Raw genomic sequence first — 21,319 nt, forward strand, 5'->3', positions numbered from 1 at the left:
CCCGTTGATTAACATGGGGAAAACAATTAATAAATCTAAATACAATTAATTATTGAGTACAACCTTAAAAAGCCATATATTGGCCGCGCTTTATGCATGGCCCATTTACTTTTTAACCTGTTTATTCAACTGCGGCGTGCTGATAACCCCGGTTGTAGGAGAGATATGATGACGGATAAAGTCCGTATTGATACTTTAGGTGCGAATACATTAAACGGAAACAACGAAACCTATTTGGCGCGACAAGCTGAATTTGAGTCGAACGTTAGGAGTTATCCACGTAAGTTGCCGTTGGCGATTGCCAAAGCACAAGGCGTTTGGATTACTGATGTTGAAAACAACCAATATCTTGATTGTCTGGCAGGTGCCGGTACGCTGGCGCTGGGTCATAACCACCCTGATGTTCTGCAAAGCATCCAAAATGTCATTACTAGCGGCTTGCCGTTACATACCCTCGATCTGACTACGCCGTTGAAAGACCAGTTCTCAGATTATCTGTTGTCTTTATTGCCGGGCGCTGGCGAAGAGTATTGCCTGCAATTCTGCGGCCCTTCCGGCGCTGACGCCGTTGAAGCCGCACTGAAGCTGGCCAAGAAGCATACCGGCCGTAGCGGCGTGATCAGCTTCTCCGGCGGCTATCACGGCATGACCCATGGCGCGCTGGCGGTAACCGGCAACCTGTCGCCGAAGGCGGCGATCAACGGCATGATGCCGGAAGTCCAGTTTATGCCTTACCCGCACCAGTACCGCTGCCCGCTGGGTATCGGCGGTGAAGCCGGTGAGAAAGCGCTGACCTATTACTTCGAAAACCTGATCAACGACGTTGAAAGCGGCGTGCGCAAACCGGCAGCGGTGATCCTGGAAGCGGTGCAAGGCGAAGGCGGCGTTAACCCGGCGCCGGTCGAATGGTTGCAACGCATTCGCAAGGTGACGCAGGAGCACGGCATTCTGCTGATCATCGATGAAGTTCAGGCTGGTTTCGCCCGTACCGGCAAGCTGTTTGCCTTTGAGCATGCTGGCATCGAGCCAGACATCATCGTCATGTCGAAAGCGGTTGGCGGCGGTCTGCCGTTGGCCGTGCTGGGTATCAAAAAGCAGTTCGACGCCTGGGAGCCTGGCCATCACACCGGTACCTTCCGCGGCAACCAGTTGGCGATGGCGACCGGTCTGACTACCCTGAAGTTCCTGAAGGAAAACCAGGTGGCGGCCAAAGTGGCCGAGCAAGGCGAGTGGCTGAAAGGCCAACTGGCCGAGCTGCAAAAACGTTATCCGGTGATTGGCCACGTACGCGGCCTGGGCCTGATGATCGGTATCGAGATCGTCAAGCCGGAGCAGCCGCAGGATCATATGGGGTGCTACCCTGCCGATGGCGAGCTGTCTGCCCTGTTGCAGAAAAAATGCTTCGAAGCCGGTCTGATCCTGGAGCGCGGCGGTCGCAACGGTTGCGTGCTGCGTCTGCTGCCTTCGCTGTTGATCACTAACGATGAACTGAACATTTTCCTGGACAAGTTCGAGAACGCCCTGCTGTCCGCTGGCGTCCGACCGGTTTGAGTGGAGTAAATTGGTAATGTCCGAGTCAAACCCGATTCTGGCGGCGTCTGCGCACAGCACCGAAGCCTACCAGCAAGCGATCGCGCAGACCAGCCAGGCGGTAGTGCAATGGCTGCAACAGCCCGAGATGTATCAGGGCAAAACCGTTGCCGAACTGCGCGAGCGTATCCGGCTTGATTTTAACCCTCAAGGCCTGGGTAACCAGGCCGCGATTGAGCGTGCGATTGAGTACTTTCTAAAAGACAGTCTGTCGGTGCATCACCCGCAGTGCGTTGCGCACCTGCACTGCCCGAGCCTGGTGGTCAGCCAGGCCGCCGAAGTGCTGATCAACGCCACCAACCAGAGCATGGACTCCTGGGATCAAAGCCCGTCGGCCACCATCATCGAGATGAAGCTGATCGAATGGCTGCGCACCCAGGTAGGTTATCAGGCTGGCGATGCCGGGGTGTTCACCAGCGGCGGTACCCAGAGCAATCTGATGGGGTTGATGCTGGCGCGTGACGCGTTCTTTGCGCGTCAGGGACATTCTGTCCAGCAAGATGGCCTGATCGGCGACCTGCGCAAGATTAAGGTATTCTGCTCGGAAAACGCCCATTTCTCGGTGCAGAAGAACATGGCGTTGCTCGGACTGGGCTATCAATCCGTTACGCTGGTTAAAACCGATCGCTTTGCCCGTATGGACGTCAACGATCTGGCCGACAAACTGGCGCAGGCGCAGGCCAACGGTGAGCAGGTGCTGGCGATTGTTGCCACCGCCGGTACCACCGACGCTGGCGCCATCGATCCGCTGCGGGCGATTGCCGGCTTGGCGGCCGAGCATCAGATCTGGCTGCACGTTGATGCGGCCTGGGGCGGCGCGCTGTTGCTGTCGGAAAAGTATCGCGACTATCTGGACGGTATTGAACTGGTGGATTCCATTACCCTGGATTTCCACAAGCAGTTCTTCCAGACCATCAGCTGTGGCGCCTTCCTGTTAAAAGAGGCGCGCCATTATGAACTGATGCGCTATCAGGCGGCCTATCTGAACTCCGAGTTTGACGAGGCTCAGGGCGTACCTAATCTGGTATCCAAGTCGTTGCAAACCACCCGCCGCTTTGATGCCTTGAAGCTGTGGATGGGACTGGAAGCGCTGGGGCAGAAGCAATACGCGGCGATCATCGATCACGGCGTGACCCTGGCACAACAGGTTGCACAGTATGTCAGCGAGCAGCCGGCGCTGGAACTGGTGATGCAGCCGCAGTTGGCCAGCGTGCTGTTCCGTTATCGCCCTGCCCAGCTGGCGGCGGCCGGCGATGCGGCGGTGGCGTTGCACAACCAGAAAATTGGTGATGTGCTGCTGGAGTCAGGGAGTGCCAACGTCGGCGTTACCGAGTTTGCCGGCGTAACCTGCCTGAAGCTGACGCTGTTGAACCCGACGGTGACGCTGGAAGACATCAAAGTGCTGTTGGCGCTGGTTGAACGCACCGCTCAGGAAATCCTGGCGGCGTAATCTGCCCGTTGTTCCGCATCACGAAAAAGCCACCCGTTCAACTGACGGGTGGCTTTTTGTTTTCAGCGTAGCTAGACGGGTATCAGCGTGGTTACAGGGTGAAATGATTGGCATTGATATCGAACGGGCTCGCGTCGACCACTTCCACATGAACCGCAAAGTCGACCGTGGCGTCACCGTCAACATCGGCGGCTGCAGGTGTGTAATACCAACTGTCGCAGCCAGCGGTGGGCAGGTTCCATCTCCATACGCGGGTGCCACATTTGCGACACGGTTATGCCGTGAGTTTTTACCGGCAGTTCAAACGCCTGTAGCAGCGCCATGCCTGGCTCTGCGTTGCGCAAATAGGACGCCGGCACCAGCGCCACCAGATCGGAGGCCTGTGCCACCGCCAGCGCCGCCGGAAAGCCCGGCACTACGGCGGCAATGTTGCGCGTCAGCCCCTGTTCAGCCAATGCCTCGTCGACCGGCCCATAAGGCTGGCCTCGTCGCGAGGCGACCACATGGTCGCATGCGGCGTAGTCTCTGGCGCTGAGGGTTGCTGCCACCGTCAACGGGTGCCCGCTTCTGACCACGGCAACAAAACGATCGTCGAACAGCCGCTGGATGCGGATTTCCGGCCCCATATTCCCCAGCACGCCAATTTCCAGGTCCACCAGCCCCTCGCGCAGGTAGCGCGCGGTTTTTTGCGGTTTAGGCGCAAAGCGCAGCCGCACCCGCGGCGCCGCCTTGGCCGCTGCGGCAATCAACGCAGGGCCAAGCGTCTCGACAAAGCCGTCATTGGCGCGAATGACGAAGGTGCGATCCAGTTGCGCCAGATCCAGCGCCGAGCTGGCCGGTCGCAGCAGTGCCAACGCCTCGCCGGCGGCATGTTGCGTACGGTCGCGGATCTGTTCGGCGTGCGGCGTCAGCACCATATTGCGCCCAGCCCGTACCAGTAACGGATCGCCGGTAACGCTGCGCAGGCGAGCCAAGGTTCGACTCATCGCCGAAGCGCTCAGGCCAAGACGCTGCGCCGCTCTGGCTACGCTGCCTTCAGCCAGCAACGCATTTAGCGCAATCAGCAAATTAAGATCGGGTTCAGCCATCGGTGGACGCTCGTGGTGGGTGGCAAGATAAGGCGTTTGGTGCAGGTTATAACTGCAAATGCTGCGCCTTCCGCCTCTTATCCTACAGGGTTATCTTGGCACTACCAACTATCACTACCACGGAGTGCTGCTGATGGAACTCTTCTCCAACCAGCCAAACGATGAAGGACTGCCGGGGCGCGAACGTGGCCTGGCAATGCTAGCGGTCATGACCACCACTACCATGGTGGTTTTTGACGGCACCATGGTTAATATCGCGTTGCCGCAAATGGCCCAGGCGCTGGGCGTTTCTGCCGCCGCTACGGTGTGGGTGGCCAACGGTTATTTGCTGTCGGCTGCCATGACGCTGGCAATCTTTGCCGCGCTCGCCAGCCGGATCGGTTTTCGCAGCCTGTTTCTGTTTGGTCTTGGCGTGTTCACCCTCGCGTCTTTGGGCTGCGCCCTGTCGAGTTCGTTGGAGATGCTGATTGCGATGCGTCTGTTGCAAGGCGTTGGCGGTGCCGCCACCTTGAGCATTGCGCCGGCGATCCTGCGCTCGATTTTCCCCAACCGCCTGCTGGGGCGCATATTGGGCATCAACGCGCTGCTGATCGCCAGCATTACCGCCATTGCACCGATTGTCGGTGGTACCCTGCTGTCGGCCTTGAGCTGGCAGTGGCTGTTCGCCCTCAATCTTCCACTGGGGATGGCGGCTCTGACGCTGGCCTGGCGCGCCATCCCCGGTACCGCGACCTCGCGAGAGCCGTTTGACGTGGCCGGCGCGCTGCTGTCCGCCGCGAGCCTGGGGGCGTTGATCATGTTGGCCAACAGCTTTTCTGATGCAGCAGCGTTTAGCGCCAATTCGCTGCTTTCCGCGCTGGCTTACGCATTGGTTGCGTCGATAGCCGGGGTGGCCTTTATCCGCCGTCAGCGCCGGGCGCCCAAGCCGCTGTTGCCACTGACGATATTCGCCTCGACACGCTTTTCATTAGCCGCATTAACCTCGTTGGCGTCGTTTGTCAGCCAGGGTATTACCTTCGTGGCCCTGCCGTTTTTATTTCAGCAGGTTTACGGCTATAGCGCGCTGTTTTCGGCACTGCTGTTCACCCCCTGGCCGTTGGGTATCATGCTGGCCGCGCCTCACGCCGGTCGCCTGGCCGACCGCCATTCGCCAGCGATGATTTCCACTCTGGGTTTGGGCGTGTTTGCCGTCGGTCTGAGTCTGTTGGCGTGGTTGCCCGAAGCGGCCTCTGCGTGGGATATCGGCATGCGCAGCCTGGTGTGCGGCATCGGTTTTGGCTGCTTTCAAAGCCCCAATAATCGCGAAATGTTGTCAAACGCGTCGCGGGAAAACAGCGGTTATGCTTCCGGCGTGCTGGCGATTGTGCGCACTTTCGGCCAGTGCCTTGGTGCGGCGTTGGTGGGGGTGATGCTGTCGGTTGCCGCGCATTCAGGCGCCACGGGCATGGGAATCGTCGCGGTTGAAGCCCAGGCGGTACGTTTGAGCCTGTGGCTGGCGGTGGCCACTACGCTGTTGGCGGGCGCATTCAGCGTCAGCCGTTTGCGCAGAATCGGCGCCCAACGGCAAAACCGGGCGTAGTACACGGCCCCAGAGGGATAGCGTGGCCTGGGTATGCGGCGCAGCAGTGTGTCCCGCCAGACGTCGCCGTCATCCGCCGTGATTGCGGCGCCTGGCGACAGCGCTTGCGGCTGGCGCAGCCGGAAATGAAGAAAACAGGCGTCGAACAAGAGCGTCATTCCCGCCCACCATACATTCTAAAGTGATTAACCCAGCTACCGCCGTGTGCGATGTTTTTATCTCGCTGGCGCTGGAAAAACCGGGACTAGAACGTATATTGCGCAATGTCAGTAGCGCAAGGCCAATGGTCCACAGGCAAAAACGGCGGATGCCTCGCAGTTTAGGGCCAGTGAATGAGAGTGCGTAGTCAAGCCCGTCGAGTAAAGAAGCGTGTGCCAAGTCTATCAACTCATTAATAACGGCTGCCAATACAGGATCATTTTGATCTCGACTCAGTGAGCTGCGATCAACGCCATGTCGAGCAAGAACGTCTTTTGGCAGCCAACAAATCCCGCGGTTATGGTCTTCCCACAGATCTTTAAGAATATTGGTCAATTGTAGCCCTTGACCAAACGAACGTGACTGGGCGTACAGGGTGTGACGATCGCAGGCTATAGCTGGCTCATATTCAAGGAATAAATCGGTGAGCATTTCGCCGACGACGCCTGCCGCGCAGTAGCAATAGTGCTGTAGTGATACCAGTGACGGCAAACCGTCCGCCCGGGCAATGGCGTGATACTGTGCCATGCCAGCCAGCATAATCTTGATGCAGCGAAAAACGGCATCCTGTTGAGGTTGGTTGAACTTGCCAGTGATATGCAGAATTTTTGGAAAATGAAGGAACAATTTTCTCTCGGCGTCTGGCGTGGCCTCAGATAGCCGCTGAAAGGTGTTGTCTGCGAAAGGCTGTATTGGCGTTTTCCCTTGCACTACATCTAAAAACGCCAGCCCGATGTTGTGGTTATCTTCAGCAGAAATGGTGGGTTCATCTTCGATGGTATCGGCCATTCGGCATAATAAATAGGCATTGATGACAACAGGTTGTAATTCGGACGGCAGTTGAGGAATGGTCAGCGCAAAGGTTCGCGACACTAGCGGTAACATGCCATTCTGAAATGCCATCGGTTCGGATGAGGGGGACGCGAAAAGTGTGGCGTATCTTGCTAACAAAGCACGTTTCATAACAGCGTCTCCAGGCCCAACTTGCTTAACACGACTGCTCCTTTCAAGATAAATTGATGCGTTAACCCCGGCATAAGCAAAAGAGTCTGTACCGTGCAGCCAAAGGTGAACGTCAGGAATAGAGAGCCGTTGCCAATTGATGATAGCAAGTGCGGATGTGCGACCCTTAACCTCAAGGCTCAACCAGCTGTTACTGCCAAAGGGGATTTAAATCTAGAATAAAACCCCGACTAACGCCAGCTTTGTAGCGCTTTTATTTCAATGGGTTAAGGTTTTATGGCGCAGCTATTATCGGATCTGCCGTGCAGAGGCACCCCCTTGATTTAACCACCAGCCCGACGATGCGGGCTGGCCTGCCGTTTAGCGATCGATGCCGTTGGCGTTTACTCGTATGCCCTTTGCCGTCCATGCAGGCGGTTTGCGATACAGCAGCGGATAGGCGATAGCGGTAACTACCAGGCTGATTACCCAGGAGATATCGGTGCCCGGCAGCAGATTGGCATACGGACCGGCAAAAAAGGCGTTATCGACAAACGGCAATTGCACCACGATGCCGCCAAAGTAAACCAGCAGAGCCCGGCGGTTGATCAGGCCGTAACGGCCGCCGTCGGCGCTAAAAATCGATTCGGTATCATAGCGTTGCCGGTTAATCAGGTAGAAGTCGATCAGGTTGATCATGCACCAGGGAATCAGCACCGAAATCAGGGCAAAAATCAGGTTGAGGAACACCTGGACAAAATTGGCCGAGGCCACCAGCGCTACCAGTACCGAGCTCACCAGCACCAGCAGTGAAAACAGAATGCGGATGCGCGCATTGGGCAACCATTGCGGCATAAAGGTCTGTACCGAGGTGATCAATGACAGCACCGCGCCATACAGATTCATCGAGTTGTGACAGATGATATTGACCAGAAACAATACCATCAAAATCGGCCCTAACCAGCCGGTGGCCTGGCGTACCGCCACCATGGCATCGTCAGTCCCCCCCACCAGATTGACGGCCACCATGCCGAAGACGAATGCCAGAATGGTGCCGCAGCAAGCCCCCAGATAGGTGTAGATAAAGGGTTGAAAAATACCCACGCTTTTGGGCAGATAACGCGAGTAGTCCGAGGTATACGGCGAGAAGCTCACCTGCCACACGGCGCAAATGCAAAAGGTGGCGAACCAGCCGGTGAGGCTAAAACTGCCCCGCTGCCAGAAGTCGGCCGGCAACGGTTGCGTCAGCATCAGCCACAGTCCGAGCAGCAAGGCACTGCCCATGATCCAGGCGCCAACCTTGTTGATCTTGTGAATGAAGTTATAGCCGATCACGCCAATCAGCGTCGCGACTATCGCGCCGATAATGGTTGCGCTACGGATCTCCAGCGCCGGGATCACGTTGTTGATCACCTTGCCCGACAGCGTGATGTTCGAAATGAAAAAGCCGAGATAAATCACCGTGGTGAAAACAATGACCAGCAGCGAACCGTAGCGGCCGAACTGTGCGCGGCTTTGTACCATCTGCGGGATGCCGACCTGTGGTCCCTGGGCAGAGGTGAGCGCTAGAAAAATCCCCCCAAACAGATGGCCGGCAATAATGGCCGTCAGTGCTGAAAGCACGTTCAGATGGAAAGTGTGAGTGGCAATCGCGCCGGTCACCACCGCCAGCGGCGCGATGTTGGTGCAAAACCACAGGGTAAACAGACTGCGGGCGTGGCCGTGGCGTTCGTTGGCGGGCACATAGTCAATTGATTTATCTTCAATAAGCGTTGTCTGGTCTGGCTGAGAATGCATATATCCTCCGCGTGGAGTGAATTATTATTTTTAACGGTTGTAGGGTTGTGGCTGGAAAAAATGCGCAGTTAACCGGACAACAGCGCGTGTTATCAGAGCCTGATTAGCCGAATGTGTATCTCCTGACGCCGGCGCGAGCGGGTGTCACAGCGGATTATTGCCCGCCATGGCGGGCATTTGACTGCCCGTCACGGCCAGCGGTTAGCGCATGATGAAAGGATCGTCGATAGGATCATCACTGGTGCGCAGCCACACCGTTTTGCTGGTGGTGTACTCCAACGCCGCATCGAATCCGCCTTCCCGACCAAAGCCGGATTGGCCGTAACCGCCGAACGGCGCCAGCGGTGATACCGCGCGGTAGGTGTTGAGCCACACCACGCCGGCACGCAATCGGCGTGTGACGCGGTGGGCGCGCGTCAGGTTGCGGGTAAAGATGCCTGCGGCCAGCCCGTACGCCGTTGCATTGGCCAGGCGCAGCGCATCGGCCTCATCCTTAAAGCTGAGTACCGACAACACCGGGCCGAACAACTCTTGTGTCACGCAGTCTGCTTGCGGATTTCGGCTGCAATCGATGATGGTTGGCGGGTAGTAAAACCCCGGCAGGTCGACTTCATGATGCCCGGTCACCAATTCTGCCCCCTGCGTTAGCGAACGGCTGACGATGGCATGAATGCGCGTTTTTTGCTGTAGCGTACACAAGGGGCCAAACTGCGTTTCCGGCTGCTGCGGCGCGCCAATAACGATACTGCGTGCCTTTTCGGTCAGCTTGGCCAAGAACGCCGATTTAATGCTTTCCGCTACCAGCAAGCGCGATCCGGCGACGCAGCTCTGCCCGGAGGCGGAGAAGATCGCCGCCACCTGCGCATTGGCTGCGCTGTCCAGATCGGCATCTTCAAATACCATAAACGGCGATTTGCCTCCCAGTTCCAGCGAGGTGCTGGCCAGGTTGTCGGCGCTGCTACGAACAATGTGCCTGGCGGTGTCGGCGCCGCCGGTAAAGGCGATATGATCGACCAACGGGTGCGCGGTCAGCACCGAGCCGCATTGTTCGGCAAAGCCGGTGATGATATTGCACACGCCGGGTGGAAAACCGGCCTGGTCGATCAGTTGCGCAAAGGCCAGCATCGGCGCCGGCGCGGATTCAGAGGCTTTAACCACCAGCGTACAGCCCGCCGCAATCGCCGGACCAATTTTTACCGCCGACAGAAACAGCTGGCTATTCCAGGGAATGATGGCGGCAACGACGCCAATCGGCTCGCGACGCACCCAGGTTTCCATATCCGCTTTGTCGATGGCCAACACGCTACCGGACATTTTATCGGCAATGCCGGCGTAATAGCGGTAATACTCGGCGACGTAGGCAATCTGCGCCTGCGTTTCGCGGATGATCTTGCCGGTGTCCAGGGTTTCAAGCCGCGCCAGCTCCGGCGCATGCTGTTCCAGCAGATCCGCCAGCCGCAGCAAGAGTTTGCCACGTGCGCTGGCGGTCATGTTGCGCCAGCGCTCGCTGTGGAAAGCCTGATGAGCAGCCTCCACCGCGCGGTTTACCTCGGCGCTGCGCGCTTCCGCAACCTCGGCCCACGGCGTGTTGGTCGCCGGGTTGAGCGAGGGAAAGCGTGCCGCCCCGGCGTCAAACTGACCGTTGATGTAGAGTTTGAAAAATTCCATGCCGTCCCCCTAGTGAAACTCAGGCATCACGCCGTTGATGAAGCGCTCAAGCGAGGCTTTCTTGCGCTCGAAGCTCATGCCGCTGTCAATCCACAGGGCAAACTCTTCGTAGCCCAGATCCTGGTATTTCTTCAGTCGGGCGATCACTTCATTGGCGGTGCCGATCGCCAGGTTCTGGCGCATCGCCTGTGGCGAATAGTAGCTATTGGCGGCTATCTCTTCATCACTCAGCGGTTGCAGCATGCCCTGCGAAACCGGGCGCTCATTCTTGAACCAGGCGCCGAAATAATTGTAGAAGCGGTTGAACTCCACAGCGGCCTGCTGGGCGTCGGCCTCGTCCTCGGCAACATAACCGTGCTGCAACAGCATGATTTTCAGCGGCTGCTCCGGTTTGATACGTTGGCAGGTTTCTTTGAAACAGGTGACCAGCCGCACGATCTCTTCTTCTCCCTGATGCAGCGGCGTCACCTGGACGTTACAGCCGTTTTTAACCGCAAATTCGTGGCTGTTTGGGTCACGCGCCGCCACCCAGATTGGCGGGTGCGGCTGCTGTTTTGGCAATGGCGACGAGGTGGTTGACGGGAACGACCAGTACTCGCCCTGATGGGCATAATCGCCCTGCCACAGTTGCTTGACCGCCGGGATCAGTTCGCGCATGCGCTGGCCGGCATCCCAGGCGGTCAGCCCCGGCATCAGGCGCTCATACTCGTAGGAATAGGCTCCGCGGGCAATACCCAGCTCCAAACGACCGTCGGTGATGATGTCGGTCATCGCCGCTTCGCCGGCCAGACGGATCGGGTGATTGAACGGCGCGATGATGGTGCCGGTGCCCAGCCGCACTCGCGAGGTTCGGTGGGCGATATCCACCAGGTTGATGAAAGGATTGGGCGCAATGGTAAAATTCATGCCGTGGTGCTCACCGGTCCAGATGGCATGCATGCCTCCGCGGTCGGCAATTTCACACAGTTGCAGCATCTCCTCATAAAGTTTTTGCTGGGATTCTTCGGGTAACGTCCTTTCCATATGAACGAATAAAGACAGTTTCATCACTCACTCCCGATTACGGTTAGCTGGCAAATTGTTTGATGGCGCCTTGGTTCTCATCGCCGTAATAAATGCTGTAATTACCCACTGCGTTTTCTCGCACAAAACGGTTCATCATCGATTGCAACGCGGTGTCTTTAATCGGCATTGCCGCCAGGCGGTCGAGCTTGAACCATTCGGCGTGGCGCATAGCGAGCGTCATGCTGCCGGACTCGGTCGGCAAGGCACACAGGAACACGATATGCTGTTTGTGCCGTAGACGATCGTCATAGATGGAATAGACAAAGCCGGGGTTGGCACCGATCTCCAACTGGTTCATCAGCAGATCCAGCGTTTCGCTGACGCTGCGCTCCCCCACCTCGCAACTCGGCAAGGCGTAGCCGCCGTCGGCCTGCTTGACCATCACCGCCTGGCCATCAAACTCAATCAACGCACTGACTACGACCGTTGGGCTGGTGATCAGCGATTCGGTATTCTGATATGGCGTGAAGTAGGCGCCGCGGTAATAGCCCAATCCGGCGGTGGCATTGGATTCGAACTGTTCGACCCTGCCGATCAAAATGGCGTGATCGCCGGCGTCCACCACCTGGTGCAGCGCGCAGTCAAACCACGCCGAACTGTGGTCAATCAGCGGCACCCCCGCGTCGCTCCAGCGCCAGTCAATCAGCGCAAAGCGATCGTCAATTCTCTGGGCAAAAATATTGGAGGTCTCTTTCTGCTGCTCAGACAGAATATTGATGGCGAAGTGGCTGCATTGCGTGAAGTTGTCCAGATTGGCCGAACGCTTGTCGATGCTCACCAGCAGCAACGCCGGATCCAGCGATACCGATGAAAACGAGTTGGCGGTAAAACCAATCGGCTTATTGTGCTTATCCACCGAGGTTACGACGGTGACTCCGGTCATAAACGCGCCAAAGGCGTCGCGCAGCTGTCTGCGTTTATCCGCGTCCATTGATCACTCCTTCAATATCGTTTTGGCTGGTCTGCCGCTGCGCCGTGGGTGATAAAAAACCGAGGATTTCGGCATTCACCCGCTGCGCATCTGTCAAACTGACCATATGTTTAGCGTTGTCGATAATCACCGCCCGCCCGTTGGGCGCGGCCAGTGCCATTTGTCTGGCCATCTCCGGACTGGAGTTGGCGTCGAATTCGCCGGTGATCACCAGCACCGGACAGCGCAGCGATGACCAGCGTGAGGCATAGACGCGATCGCCGGCGGCGAACGCCTGATAGGCACGTGCATAGCCCTGCAGATCTACCTGTTGCAGCCAATCGCCCACCTGTTCGCGCAGCCGTTGCTCGCCGGGGGTGGCGCTGAACCAGCGCGTCAGCGGCGAATCCAACTGGGCCTGGCCGCGCGACAGTTGTTCGGCACGATCTAAGACCGCCTGGCTGGCCTGCGGTGAACGCTGGAACACGCCGCTGATCACCACCGCATGGTTGGTGCGCTCGGGGTATTCAATGGCGAACCCGGCGGTAATCAACGCCCCCATCGAATGCCCAGCGACGGCAAAATCAGCCTCGGGCTGGGTGGCAAGAAAGTCCGCCAGCCAGTGGACGTAATCTTCAAGCGTTGCCGCCTGTCGAAAGCCGTCGCTCTGGCCATGGCCCGGCATATCGACGGCGATGACCCGGTAATCGCGGCTGAACGCTTCGAGCTGCGGATACCAGCACTCGGCGTTCATGCCGACGCCATGGATCAGTACCAGTGGCGCGCCTTCGCCCGCCTCCAGGTAGCTGACCTTCATGTTGTTAAACAGCTGCTGGGTTTTCCTGATCATGTCCTAACTCTTTCAAGTCCATATAACGGTTGCCGATACGATGATGAGGTCTGCCCCCCAGCGCCGCGCCCAAAGCAATCACGATTTCGTCGCTGAAAGGCGCGTCGTTGATGTTGAACTGGAACGTCAGGTAATGCTCGCGGCTCCCTTCGTCGTTTTTACCCATCATCGGGATCAGAATCGGCGCGTTGGCCGGACCGCGCGTATTGTTAAATGCCAGGTAGCTTTTGCCGTTCACCGCCGAGCGATAATGATTGCCAAAATGCAAGGTATGGATCAGCGCAGACGCATGTTCCAATTCGCCATCCAGGCCAACGACGGCGCTTTTGCCAAAGGCTTCGATACGATCGCCTGAACCGGCTTCATTGATGATAAGCCCGGTGAGCAATTCCCCTAACACCGGCGCCATTTCACGGATTTTTGGCGCCAAATCCTGTACGTAGCCCTGGCCGGCCCACGGGTTTTTGACGACGGCCACCGCGGCAATCATCACCAACGGCGTGCCAGCGGCCTTGCCGCCATCGCTGTAGGTCGTTTCGGTGATAACGAAGGTCTTACGAATATCTGGATGCATACAAACGCCTCGAAAGTAAATCAAATGTTAATGAGTTGTCTCGAGTTGAGGGTATATCATTCGATCGATTGGTATGTCAAAGTTTGGTATACCATAATACGGTATTCTTGTTTTTGTTGGCGCGCCTACCCTGTGATAGAGGATTTTAATGATGAATTTTAATCAGTTAGCGGATATTGGCGGTAAGAATAGTCGCCATTGGTTACCGGCTGTCAGCGTTGCTTTAACGCCGAAAGATGGCGTGACAAAGCGTGAAAAAACGCCGATTGGCAAGGCGTTGCGGCAGGCAAATGATTTTTTATTCGCTAGATTACGATTCTGTGAGCCATCGCAAATTTACCCCTGTCGGACAGGGAACAACGTTTGTCGCAGGGAAAACCGTCGTTGATTTGGCGGAGGAAAGGATGTTAATACTAAACTGAATGGGCGCAATTAATTGTTGTTATAAAGATAACTGATAATCCTAAAAAATAGAGACAATCATGGTTCAACAGGCATCGTTGAAAATAGAAAATACCCCGGTAACGTTGCGTGAACTGGCGCTGGAAAAAGTCAGGCAGGCGATTATTGCGGGATATTTCCAGGCGGGAGATCGCCTGGTGGAACGCAGTTTATGCGACAGCCTGGGCGTCAGCCGCAGCGTAGTGCGCGAAGTGATTCGTTACCTTGAAGCCGAAGGGCTAATTGAAATTTTGCCCAAGAAAGGCCCTATTGTGGCTATTTTGACCTGGGAGGTTGCGGAGCAAATTTATAATATTCGTTTGTTATTGGAACAAAGTGCCGCTCACGACTGTGCACTGAATGCCAGCAAACAGGATAAGAAAATACTGCACGATAAATTAATGGCGATTAATCAGGCGTCAGCTGAACAGGATGATATTAAGCGCGTTGCCGCGTCGCAGGCCTTTTATGAAACTATTTTCCAGGTTGCCAATCATGCCATCGCTTGGGAAATCGTCCAGCGTTTGAACAGCCGCATCAGCCGACTGCGTGCGCTGACGCTGAAAAGCCCGGAACGGCAACTGGCCGGTTTTGAACGGATGACGCGTATTTATCACGCCATTGAACAAGGTGATGGGCAATTGGCCAGACAGGAAGTGCTGGAACATTTGACCGAAGCCTCTGCCCTGGCAAAACGTATCTTGCAACAGGAGTCCTGAGATGCCCGCGTATTGGATTGCTCACGTCACGGTAAAAGATCCGCAACGCTATCAACATTACATGCACCTCGCCCCGCAGGCTTTTCAGCAGTATAACGCCCGTTTTCTGGCGCGCGGCGAGCAGGCAACCTCGTTGGAGGGCCCGGCGTATGTCAAACATGTCGTCATTGAATTTGACGATTATGCCACCGCGCTGGCCTGCTACCACTCCGACGCCTATCAGCGGGCGAAGCAGCAGCGCGACGGCGTGGCGGAGGCGATGATTACCATCGTCGATGGGGTAGCCTAATCCTCTGTATCTGTGCGCTTCGCCTGGGTCACTGGCGGCAACAGTCGGCAGATATGGCGTTTGGCAAAGTTGATGAATTCGGCCGTCGCGCCAACCTGAGCCGCCAGCGTGTCGGGCCCCAATCCCAGATAGGCCTGCTGCGCGGTGCGTAATACCGGCGCATAGCGGGCATCAATGCGTTCCAGCAACCAGGCGGCGGCCTGCTGTTTGGGGGCAATCTGCCCGGTTGCTGCGCTATACCAGATGCGAGCTAATGCGAGAACGATATTGCGCTCGTCCCCCTGCCAGTCCTCTGGCGTAACCCATTGCGTGACAGTGTCACTGAGGGCCTGGTAAAAATCCCGTTGCGGGACCGGGTCGAACAGCTCCTGCGCTACCGGCCCGCTCAGTGGCACACTGCATTGTCGGACTTTGCTCAGCAGAATCGCCAGATCGTGATCCTGCATCGGCAGCTCGAATCGCTGGTGCAAAATGTCCTGCCGTAACCATTCGCCGAACTGCAGTTCGCGTTTCGCCGGATAACGCCACGGCACGATATCTGCCAGACTGACGACCGTGACCTCCAGCGCACGTAGCGCGCTGTCTGCCGCCGGCGGAGCCGAAACCGCCAGCAGCGCGCGCTGCAACCCCTGACGCAGCTGTGGCGACGGTGGCGTGTGAACGGTGACCAGCAGATCAATATCGCTGTGCGCTTGCAGCCCGCCTTCGAGCGCCGAGCCAAAAAGATGAATCGCGCACAGCGTGTCGCCCAGATGGCGTTGCAGCACCGCCTCGGCGAGCGTCAACTGGCGCGTTATCGTTATGGGGATCTGCCGATCCATTGGATGTTCCTCTGCTGGGGAAACAGGGCTTGAAATTTTCCCGAACATCCCCAGATTGATCGTGGGTTGATAGCAGTGAGTATCGTCGTGAGCAATGATACTCGCCATTTTTATCGAGTGAAACCTGACATATAGGAGGTAATATTATGGCCTATCGTCCCTTCTCTCTGATACCAACTATCACTGACAATCTGTTCTCCGATCGCTTTGATCGTATGGATCGCTTATTCAGCCGCTTGACCGGCGATGCCCCGTTATCTGATACGCCAAGTTACAATCTGATTCAACGTGACGACACGCATTACGAACTGACGGTCAGCGTGCCTGGATTCAAGGAAAGCGAACTGGATATTGCGGTACAGAATACCCAGTTAACGATTTCTGGCAAACGTGAGACATCCGACGACGACGCGCAGATCAAATGGTTGCATCGCGGGATTGCGCAATCGGCCTTTACCCTGAGCTTCAGCCTGAGCAACCGTATTAAGGTTGGCAGTGCCAATCTGTCCAACGGCTTGCTACGGTTGAATCTGGAGTATGAAATTCCCGAAGAGGAAAAACCGCAGCGTATCGCCATCAGTAGCAGCGGCAGCGAGGGAAATGTCCTGGAGCATAAGCAACAATAAGCCACTGTCGGGCCCCGTTTGGGGCCCGTGCATATTGGCTGAGGTGCGGTTGGCGATCACTGTGCCGGCAATGAAACCCAGTAGCCCGGTTTATACGGCAGCGGCAGGAACTTTTGATGGAACTCGCGGAAAGTGGCGTCCGGATCCAGATCCTTGAACAGTTCCGGGTGCAGCCACTTGGCAATCGCCTGGATGGCGACAAACTGATATGGGCTGTCATAAAACTGATGCCAGATGGCATGGACGTTACCGTTGTGCGCCACCGGCAGCGTTTTAAATGCCGGCCGCATCATCAGCGCCTGCAGGCGTTTCTCTGCCTCGTCCACGTCGGCCCCCGGCCCCACGCCGACCCATTTGCCCACGGTATTGTAGTTCTTCCAGTTCGCGCCGGTGACGATCACGACTTCGGGGTTGCTGGCAATGATCTGTTCGGGATTGAGCGTGCCAAAGGTGCCGGGGATCAGCCCCTTGGCGATGTTCTGCCCGCCGGTCACTTCCACCATGCGACCAAAATTCTCATCGCCGAACGACATGCAGCATTCGTCGTCATAGCCCCCGGCGCGGTCGATCATCACCCGTGGGCGGTGGCCGGTGAAGTTCGCCAGTCGCGAGGTGACGATGTCAATCTGCTGCTGGCGGAAGCGAATAATCTCCTCGGCGCGCTGCGGCTTGCCCAGCACCTGTCCCATGATATGAATGCTTTTCTCGGCGTTTTCGAACGGTTTTTCACGAAAATCGATGAACACCACCGGAATATTGAGTTTTTCCAGCTTGGCGATCAAACCGCCTTCGTCGGTTGCCGCTTTCGACTCCAGATTCATCAGCAGCAGATCCGGCTTCAGCGTCAGCGCCTGTTCAACGTTGAAAGTACCGTCTTTGGCCCCGCCAAAAGTCGGCAATTTCTTGATCTGTGGGTATTTGTCTTCGTAGGCTTTATAGCCGTCATAATCCGCCTTATGGAAGTCGTCGCGCCAACCGACCACCCGTTTAAACGGCTCCTCTGTGTCAAACGCTGCGAGCAGATACATCTGCCGCCCTTCGCCTAAAATGATGCGCTGCGCCTCGCCGGGCAGCGTCACCTGCCGGCCGCTGACGTCAGTGACCACGATTGGTGCAGCAGTTGCCGAAAACAGCAGGCTGATACCAATCATCCCCAGAAATAGTTGCCATCTTTTCATTATTTGCACCCGTTAAATGATAATGATTTTTTTTCTCAAAAAGCGCAGATAATATGGCCTAACTCGCAGCGTTTGAAAAGACACAAAAATTAATACGATCGTCACCAGACGCGATAGACTTTTCCGCTGTCGATGCCTTCGATGCTGCGTCGATACGCCATGGCCACCCTGCTTACCGGCACGCTGTCAAAGCCGGGGAAGAAAGCGCCGTATTTTTCCAATGATTCGCTCAATACCGTTGGGCTGACCACGTTGATCCGCAGCCCCGGGAGTTCACAGGCTGCCGCCAGAACAAACCCTTCCAGCGCCGCGTTGACCGCGCTAGCATTGACACCGGTGCGGATCGGCTGTTGCGCCAGAATGCCGCTGGTCAGCGTGAACGATCCGCCTGGATTAAGATAGTCTTTGCCGATCAATACCAGCTGTACCTGCCCCATCAATTTGTCCTGCAGGCCGGAGACAAACTGCGTGCTGGTCATCTCCGCCAGCGGTGCAAAATGTACGCTGCCGGTCGCCGCCACGATCGCATCGACCTTGCCGCTGCGGGCAAACATTGCTCTGATGCTCTCTTCCTGCGTTAAATCAACCTGCAACTCCCCCTGCGTCTTGCCGACGCGAATAATTTCATGCTCGTGCTGCAAAGCGCTGACAATGCCACTGCCGAGCGTGCCGCTGGCACCAATCACCAATATCTTCATTTTTTATTCTCCACTAGCGTTAAACAGGATTACATAGTGATACAGTTGAATTGGCGGAAAAATGGCTAAAAAATTTACTCATTCCAAACTAAAAGTTAGCAATCATGAATAAATTACGTTGTATGGAAGTGTTTATCGCGGTGGTCGAGAGCGGCAACTTCAGCGAAGCGGCCAAGCGGCTGGACATCTCGTCGGTAATGGTCGGAAAAATGATCGCCCAGCTTGAAACATTGCTGGATACCCGTTTGCTGCAGCGTAATACGCGGCGACAGCATCTGACGGAAGCCGGCAAAACGTGGTATCAGGACAGCCTTGGCGTCATGGCCGCCCTGCGCAGCGCCGAAGGACGCATCGAAAGCCTGCGGCAATTTCCTGCTGGCAGTCTGCGCATTTCCGCCCCTACCACGCTGGGCAGTTGCGTGGTGGCATCGTTGTGCAGCGAGTTTCAGCTCCGCTATCCTGAGGTATATATCGAACTGGAATTGAGCGATCGTTTTGTCGACCCGATCGCCGAAGGGTTCGACTTTGCCATTCGTGTCGGTCAGTTGCCGGACGATAGCCCGTTTGTCGCCCAGCGCCTTGGCGACTATAAAATGGTGATTGCCGCCTCGGCGGACTACCTGTCCAGCCATCCGGCGCCGCAGAGTATGGCCGATCTGCCGGCACACCGCTGTTTGCGCAATACGTTGTGGAACAAGCGTAACGCCTGGCGTAGTGGCTCTCTGCCGCTGTGGCCGGAAAACACCGTTTTTAGCTGTAATGACGGCCACGCGTTGCGGCGTGCCGCATTGGCCGGCGCCGGACTGATTCTGCAACCGCAACTGTTGTTGGCCGACGACATTCGCCAAGGGCGGTTGATCAGCCTGCTGGAGCACGCCCTGCCTGCGCCACGGCCGATTCATCTGCTGTGGCGACAAGACGTGCGCGCCAGTGCCAAACACCGCAGCTTTATCGACTGGATGCGTGAGCAGGCACCGGCCGCGCTGGCATAATCGCCAGCGGCTGTTTATACTGCGGCTATTGATTCACCAACATTATTTAAGGAGGATTTCTATGCTGACCTGTGAATTGTTTTTACTTTCACTCGTCCTTAGCGATCGTTCTTGCTCAAGCGTTAGCGGCGTCGTGCTGCGATAACCTGCTTGAGCGAAGCTAACTGACACTCTGAGCCCTTCCCTCCGGCTTACCGGTTATCGTCAGCGATTTTTTTGACGAGCGGCATTTTTATGCCCGTAAAACTTGAGTAAGCAATGAGCACACTACTTTCCGCCCAATCTGTCGGCTACGATAACGCCTTCGGTCCTCTGCTGACCGAGATTACCTTCAGCCTGAAAAAAGGCGACCGCATTGGCCTGATAGGTCACAACGGCTGTGGCAAAAGCACCCTGCTGCGCATCCTTGGCGGCGTTCTGCCCGCCTCGCGCGGCAGCGTCATTCGCGCTAACCAATGCCTGATGGCGCGGGTTGAACAGCATTTACCGCCGCAGTTGAACGACAGCACGCTGTTGGAGGCGCTGCTTGAACAGTTGCCGTCTGGCGAACGGCAAACTCGGCGCTGGCAAGCGGAAACGTTACTGGCCAGTGTCGGGTTCGAGGAGCGCCAGTGGCCGCTTGCTGCCGGTACGCTGAGCGGCGGCCAGCATACCCGTCTGTTGCTGGCGCGCGCCGCGATAAAACGCTGAGCTTTATCCGCCTGCCCTGCAGCCTGGCGCGACAGGCGCTGGCAGAACGGGACAGCGCGGATGCCAATCGGCGCCAAAGCGAACAAAAGGAGATCGACCGACTGGCTGGCAGCGCCAAACGGCTGGCGCTGTGGGGTAGCGTATATGACAACGAAAAGCTGGCGCGCAAGGCCAAGCAAATGGAAAAACAGGTTACGCGGCTAAAGGAAGACCAAACACAGCTGACCGTCGGCAGTCAATGGCGGCTTGAGCTGCGCGGCGAAGCGTTGCCTGCTGACAGGCTGCTGGCGCTGTCAGCGTTGCAGGTACGACCAGCCGCGCAGGCGCCGGTGTTGTTCTCACTCGATCGGCTATGGGTAAAAAGTGGCGATCGTATTGCACTGGTTGGCCGCAACGGCGGGGGTAAATCGTCGCTGTTACAACTGCTCTGGCAGATCTATCAGCGGCCAGAAGCGGCCACTGAGGGGGTGATTTTCCACCCTCGCGTGCGGGTGGGTTACTATGACCAGCGCCTGCAACAGTTGCGTGATGATGACAGTTTAATCGACGCGCTGGCACCGTTTGCGCCATTAAGCGACGAACAGCGTAAAAAAGCGCTGATCGACGCTGGGTTCCCTTACCTACGCCATCGGCAGACGGTGGGCACCCTGAGCGGCGGTGAACGTTCGCGTCTGCTGTTCATCGGTTTAACCCTGGCCAACTACTCGCTGCTGTTATTGGATGAACCCACTAACCATCTGGATATCGAGGGCAAGGAGCAATTGGCGCAAACGTTGCAGAACTTCTGCGGTGCGGTGATTATGGTGTCGCATGATCGCGACCTGATCGAACAGAGCTGCAATCGCTTTTGGTTGATTGACCGGCAACGGTTGGAGCAGTGGCATGATTTGCCGGCGATCTATGCCCGCTTGGCGGAGACACCGCCGCGCTGCCAGCCAGCGCATGCGGCGCTCAACGTACAGCAAGCGCAGGATGAACCAGACCAGCAGGATCGGTTACTGGCCGAACTTGTCGCGCTGGAAAGCAAGCTGGCAGATGACTTGGCCAGGCGGCCAAAACACCAGAAACCGGCATTGCAACGCCAATGGCGGCAGCAGATTGCCCGGCTGTCTGCGCTGCTGGGATTGGCATGATTGACCGGCCGCAGGGAGGCG

General features: G+C 56.8%; 19 protein-coding genes and 1 pseudogene. 9 read left to right on the plus strand and 11 right to left on the minus strand.

Translation table 11 applies throughout. The annotated features are described in order from the left end of the window. The first annotated feature begins 168 nt into the window (after positions 1-168). Positions 169-1,551, plus strand: coding sequence for a diaminobutyrate--2-oxoglutarate transaminase (locus tag AC2AXP_RS06510; protein WP_039992110.1), 1,383 nt, complete (start codon positions 169-171; stop codon positions 1,549-1,551). Positions 1,552-1,567: 16 nt separating this feature from the next. Then, positions 1,568-3,040 carry a pyridoxal phosphate-dependent decarboxylase family protein gene (locus tag AC2AXP_RS06515; RefSeq protein ID WP_484381504.1) on the plus strand — a complete coding sequence of 491 codons (1,473 nt, stop codon included), beginning with the start codon at positions 1,568-1,570 and terminating at the stop codon, positions 3,038-3,040. 179 nt (positions 3,041-3,219) lie between these two features. Here the strand turns inward: AC2AXP_RS06515 and AC2AXP_RS06520 are convergent, their stop codons facing one another. After that, the gene (locus tag AC2AXP_RS06520) at positions 3,220-4,128 is read right to left on the minus strand and encodes a LysR family transcriptional regulator (protein WP_449145557.1); all 909 of its coding nucleotides are present in this window, start codon (positions 4,126-4,128) and stop codon (positions 3,220-3,222) included. Positions 4,129-4,261: 133 nt separating this feature from the next. On the opposite strand from AC2AXP_RS06520, the gene AC2AXP_RS06525 reads away from it, so the two are divergent. Next, positions 4,262-5,707 (plus strand): MFS transporter, encoded by a 1,446-nt coding sequence (locus tag AC2AXP_RS06525; RefSeq protein ID WP_039992734.1) that lies wholly within the window; start codon positions 4,262-4,264, stop codon positions 5,705-5,707. A 69-nt stretch (positions 5,708-5,776) separates the two neighbouring features. Here AC2AXP_RS06525 and AC2AXP_RS06530 read toward each other — a convergent pair whose 3' ends face one another. The 7 genes from AC2AXP_RS06530 to AC2AXP_RS06560 all read right to left on the minus strand — a co-directional run bounded on the left by AC2AXP_RS06530 (position 5,777) and on the right by AC2AXP_RS06560 (position 13,711). Continuing rightward, on the minus strand, positions 5,777-6,868 hold the full coding sequence (locus AC2AXP_RS06530; RefSeq protein ID WP_484381505.1) for a phytoene/squalene synthase family protein: 1,092 nt from the start codon (positions 6,866-6,868) through the stop codon (positions 5,777-5,779). 360 nt (positions 6,869-7,228) lie between these two features. Further along, a complete protein-coding gene (locus tag AC2AXP_RS06535) occupies positions 7,229-8,644 on the minus strand; it encodes a purine-cytosine permease family protein (protein WP_484381506.1) in 1,416 nt (471 codons plus the stop codon). Between the two features lie 201 nt (positions 8,645-8,845). Continuing rightward, positions 8,846-10,312, minus strand: a complete 1,467-nt coding sequence (locus AC2AXP_RS06540; protein ID WP_198773095.1) for an aldehyde dehydrogenase — start codon at positions 10,310-10,312, stop codon at positions 8,846-8,848. 9 nt (positions 10,313-10,321) lie between these two features. Beyond that, positions 10,322-11,359, minus strand: coding sequence for an LLM class flavin-dependent oxidoreductase (locus tag AC2AXP_RS06545; protein ID WP_004963040.1), 1,038 nt, complete (start codon positions 11,357-11,359; stop codon positions 10,322-10,324). 19 nt (positions 11,360-11,378) lie between these two features. Beyond that, on the minus strand, positions 11,379-12,308 hold the full coding sequence (locus tag AC2AXP_RS06550) for a flavin reductase (RefSeq protein WP_088499692.1): 930 nt from the start codon (positions 12,306-12,308) through the stop codon (positions 11,379-11,381). Then, positions 12,295-13,137, minus strand: a complete 843-nt coding sequence (locus tag AC2AXP_RS06555) for an alpha/beta fold hydrolase (RefSeq protein WP_004963030.1) — start codon at positions 13,135-13,137, stop codon at positions 12,295-12,297. Before AC2AXP_RS06555 ends, AC2AXP_RS06550 begins: the two co-directional genes overlap by 14 nt. Next, entirely contained in the window at positions 13,109-13,711 is a 603-nt protein-coding gene (locus tag AC2AXP_RS06560; protein ID WP_198773094.1) for an amino acid synthesis family protein, read from the minus strand. The genes AC2AXP_RS06555 and AC2AXP_RS06560 overlap by 29 nt, the downstream gene beginning before the upstream one ends. Positions 13,712-13,859: 148 nt before the next feature. Here AC2AXP_RS06560 and AC2AXP_RS06565 point away from each other — a divergent pair, with 148 nt between their 5' ends. From AC2AXP_RS06565 to AC2AXP_RS06575, 3 genes are all read left to right on the plus strand, one after another. Continuing rightward, positions 13,860-14,099 (plus strand): hypothetical protein, encoded by a 240-nt coding sequence (locus AC2AXP_RS06565; protein ID WP_449145554.1) that lies wholly within the window; start codon positions 13,860-13,862, stop codon positions 14,097-14,099. Positions 14,100-14,193: 94 nt separating this feature from the next. Beyond that, positions 14,194-14,871 carry a GntR family transcriptional regulator gene (locus AC2AXP_RS06570; RefSeq protein WP_004963020.1) on the plus strand — a complete coding sequence of 226 codons (678 nt, stop codon included), beginning with the start codon at positions 14,194-14,196 and terminating at the stop codon, positions 14,869-14,871. Position 14,872: 1 nt separating this feature from the next. Continuing rightward, positions 14,873-15,160 (plus strand): DUF1330 domain-containing protein, encoded by a 288-nt coding sequence (locus AC2AXP_RS06575; RefSeq protein ID WP_004963017.1) that lies wholly within the window; start codon positions 14,873-14,875, stop codon positions 15,158-15,160. Here the strand turns inward: AC2AXP_RS06575 and AC2AXP_RS06580 are convergent. Continuing rightward, entirely contained in the window at positions 15,157-15,981 is an 825-nt protein-coding gene (locus AC2AXP_RS06580; RefSeq protein ID WP_484381507.1) for an aminoglycoside adenylyltransferase family protein, read from the minus strand. The genes AC2AXP_RS06575 and AC2AXP_RS06580 overlap by 4 nt on opposite strands. A 146-nt stretch (positions 15,982-16,127) precedes the next feature. On the opposite strand from AC2AXP_RS06580, the gene AC2AXP_RS06585 reads away from it, so the two are divergent. Beyond that, on the plus strand, positions 16,128-16,607 hold the full coding sequence (locus AC2AXP_RS06585) for an Hsp20 family protein (RefSeq protein WP_004963009.1): 480 nt from the start codon (positions 16,128-16,130) through the stop codon (positions 16,605-16,607). Between the two features lie 56 nt (positions 16,608-16,663). On the opposite strand, the gene AC2AXP_RS06590 is transcribed toward AC2AXP_RS06585, so the two are convergent. Together AC2AXP_RS06590 and AC2AXP_RS06595 are read right to left on the minus strand one after the other, a co-directional pair. Then, positions 16,664-17,785, minus strand: a complete 1,122-nt coding sequence (locus tag AC2AXP_RS06590; RefSeq protein ID WP_004963007.1) for an ABC transporter substrate-binding protein — start codon at positions 17,783-17,785, stop codon at positions 16,664-16,666. A gap of 101 nt (positions 17,786-17,886) precedes the next feature. Beyond that, positions 17,887-18,483, minus strand: a complete 597-nt coding sequence (locus AC2AXP_RS06595; RefSeq protein WP_004963005.1) for a short chain dehydrogenase — start codon at positions 18,481-18,483, stop codon at positions 17,887-17,889. Between the two features lie 104 nt (positions 18,484-18,587). On the opposite strand from AC2AXP_RS06595, the gene AC2AXP_RS06600 reads away from it, so the two are divergent. Next, complete coding sequence (locus tag AC2AXP_RS06600) at positions 18,588-19,475, plus strand: LysR family transcriptional regulator (RefSeq protein ID WP_039992109.1); 888 nt, start codon at positions 18,588-18,590, stop codon at positions 19,473-19,475. A gap of 258 nt (positions 19,476-19,733) precedes the next feature. Beyond that, positions 19,734-21,298: pseudogene (locus AC2AXP_RS06605) on the plus strand (ATP-binding cassette domain-containing protein). The last annotated feature ends 21 nt before the right edge of the window (positions 21,299-21,319 follow it).

The sequence above is a fragment of the Serratia sp. Sp408 genome (assembly GCF_057180665.1).